3 protein-coding genes are annotated in these 2,521 nt (G+C 73.7%); 1 reads left to right on the forward strand and 2 read right to left on the reverse strand.

Features of this window, described 5'->3' with window-relative positions; genetic code table 11:
- A partial coding sequence (locus ACZ4U1_RS29915; protein ID WP_467907263.1) for a TetR family transcriptional regulator occupies nucleotides 1-634 on the reverse strand: 634 nt, incomplete at its 3' end.
- Between the two features lie 168 nt (nucleotides 635-802).
- Entirely contained in the window at nucleotides 803-1,702 is a 900-nt protein-coding gene (gene dapA / locus ACZ4U1_RS29920; protein WP_467907264.1) for a 4-hydroxy-tetrahydrodipicolinate synthase, read from the reverse strand.
- A gap of 132 nt (nucleotides 1,703-1,834) precedes the next feature.
- On the opposite strand from dapA, the gene ACZ4U1_RS29925 reads away from it, so the two are divergent.
- Nucleotides 1,835-2,401, forward strand: coding sequence for a DUF3618 domain-containing protein (locus tag ACZ4U1_RS29925; protein WP_467907265.1), 567 nt, complete (start codon nucleotides 1,835-1,837; stop codon nucleotides 2,399-2,401).
- Nucleotides 2,402-2,521 lie beyond the last annotated feature (120 nt).

Here is a 2,521-nt window from a genome sequence, read left to right on the forward strand (position 1 = left end):
CGCGTACACAGCTGCCCGGGACGTTGTCCGGCGGGTCGTCGCGGGTGTCCGGGGGCAGCGTGATGCCGGGCACGGCCTGCCGCCAGATGCGCGCGAGACGCCGGACGCTGTCGCGCCGTTCGTCGTGGCACGGAGGGTGCCGCAGGGTCGCCTCGATCCCGGAGACCAGATGGATCGCCATGTCGGCGATGGCCCACACGTCCGTGCCCGGGGGTATCTGGCCGGGCGGTGTCTGCTGCAGGCGTTCGCAGACGACCGGCGCCCACAGGGCGTGCCACTGGTGATGGGTGCAGGAGTCCTCCCGGGCCAGCCGCGCGGCCGCCCGCACCGCCGGGTCCCTCTCCAGCAGATCGACCAGGGCGAGGGTCAGGGACGCCACGTACTGCACCGGTGGCCCGTCATGCCGGGCCAGGCGCTCCAGCAGGGCCCGGGTCGCCGCGTTGCCCTCTTCCATGACGGAGTCCGCCAGATCCCGCTTCGAGGAGAAGTGGAAGGTCAGCGCCCCCATGGAGATGTTCGCGGCGCGGGCTATCTGCGCGAGTGACGAGCCGGTGTACCCGTGGCGGTCGAACTCCCTGGCGGCCGCCCTGAGCAAGGTGCGACGTGTCCATATGGCTCTCTCCTGCTTCGCCATGTCCCTTCCTGAACGGCTCCACTGGGTGTCCCCGCGCTTGTGAGGTTAACTCCCGGTTCGCCCCGACGGACGCCGAAGAAATAAAAAAGTTACTTTGATGTTTCGCGGACATGGGCGCAGGCCCCCGCCCGGGACCTGCGCGGCACCCCGCGCGCCGGCACGCGCCGCTCAGACCGCGGGCAGCGCCTCGTACCGTGCCAGCAGCCCGTCGGCCGTCTCCGGGCCGGCGGGCAGCAGCGGTGCGCGGACCGGGCCGGCGGGCAGGCCGAGGCGGGACAGCAGGGCCTTGGCGGTGACCGTGCCGGGCAGGCCCGCGCCCATCATCGCCTCGGTCAACGGCGTGACGGCCAGCTGGAGTTCCGCGGCCCGGGCGGTGTCGCCGGCGTCGAAGGCGGTCAGGATCGCGGCGATGTGGGCCGGTACGGCGTTCGCGATCGTGCTCACACAGCCCGCCGCGCCGACGGCGTACAGCGCCAGCACGTACTCGTCGCAGCCCGTGTAGTACGCCAGGTCCGTCTCGGCCAGCACCTTCAGGGTGCCGAGGACGTCGTAGGAGCAGTCCTTGACCGCCACGATCCGCGGATGCGCGGCGAGACGGATCATCGTCTCCGGTTCGATGCGGGTGCCGGTGCGGCCCGGGATGTCGTAGAGCATCACCGGCAGTTCGCTCGCGTCGGCGACCTGGCGGAAGTGGGCGGCCACGGCCTCCTGCGGGGGCCGGCTGTAGTACGGCGTCACCACCAGCACGCCGTCGGCGCCCGCCTTGCCGGCCGCGAGCGCCAGCTCCACCGTGTGCCGGGTGTCGGACGTGCCCACGCCCGCGACCAGCGCGACCCGGTCGCCGACCGCCTCCCGTACGGCCGCGACCAGCCGCGCCTTCTCCTCGTCGGTGGTGGTGGGCGACTCGCCGGTGGTGCCGCTGAGGACCAGGCCGTCGCAGCCCCGCGCCACCAGGTGCGCGGCCAGCCGCTGTGCGCCGTCCAGGTCGAGCGCGCCGGACTCGGTGAACGGCGTGATCATGGCGCAGAGGGTGCGGCCGAAGGGCGAGGGCGTGCGTGTACTCGTCATGGGAGTAGTCTCGGCACCCCGTCCGTGAAGCTCTACTTAATTCTTCTACGAGATATGGATAAAGATTGCTGAACATTCCTGTGCTCCGGCCCGGGTACCCGGAGGTTCACACAGGGAGGAGGCGGCACACCGATGAGGCACAGGAACGCGCACCGCTCGGGCGCCAAGGGCCCCGACGAGCTGCGGCAGCAGATCGAGCACGCACGGCACCGGCTCGGCGACACGGTCGCCCACATGGTGGGCCGGGCCGAGGTGAAGGACAGGGCGCGGGTACGGGCCGCGGACCTGAAGGACAAGGCCGGCGCCATGACCGTCCAGCTGCGCGCCGGCGCCGCCCAGGCGGGGCACGGCATGCAGGACCGGGCGGCCAAGGCGGGACACCTGGTGCAGGTCCGTGCCGCCCAGGCCGGCCACACCGCGCAGGAACGGATGGCGAAGGCCGGTCACAGCGCGACGGAACGGATGGCGAAGGCCGGCCACCTGGTGCAGGAGCGGGCCGGACACGGCAAGCACACCGTGCGGGACCGGGCGACGCGGGCCGGACGCACCGCCCGGCACGACCTGCGGGCGCCGCGGCCGGTGCGGTCCGTCATGGGCGCCGCCGCCCGGCATCCGCGGCCGGCACTGATCGTGGGCGCGGCGGGCGCCGCCGTCGTCGGCGCCGCCGTGATCTGGCGCCGCATCGACCGCCGTCAGTGACCACGGCTCCGGCCGACGGCACGGGGGGGGGGGGGGGGGGGGGGGGGGGGGGGGGGGGGGGGGGGGGGGGGGGGGGGGGGGGGGGGGGAAGGAGGGGGGGGGGGGGGGGGTGGGGGTTGT

The sequence above is a fragment of the Streptomyces sp. NPDC028928 genome (assembly GCF_055564915.1).

Bases quoted from the DNA above. Each gene is read 5' to 3' on its own strand.
- dapA (WP_467907264.1), bottom strand. From the start codon at position 1,702: ATGACGAGTACACGCACGCCCTCGCCCTTCGGCCGCACCCTCTGCGCC.
- ACZ4U1_RS29925 (WP_467907265.1), top strand. From the start codon at position 1,835: ATGAGGCACAGGAACGCGCACCGCTCGGGCGCCAAGGGCCCCGACGAG.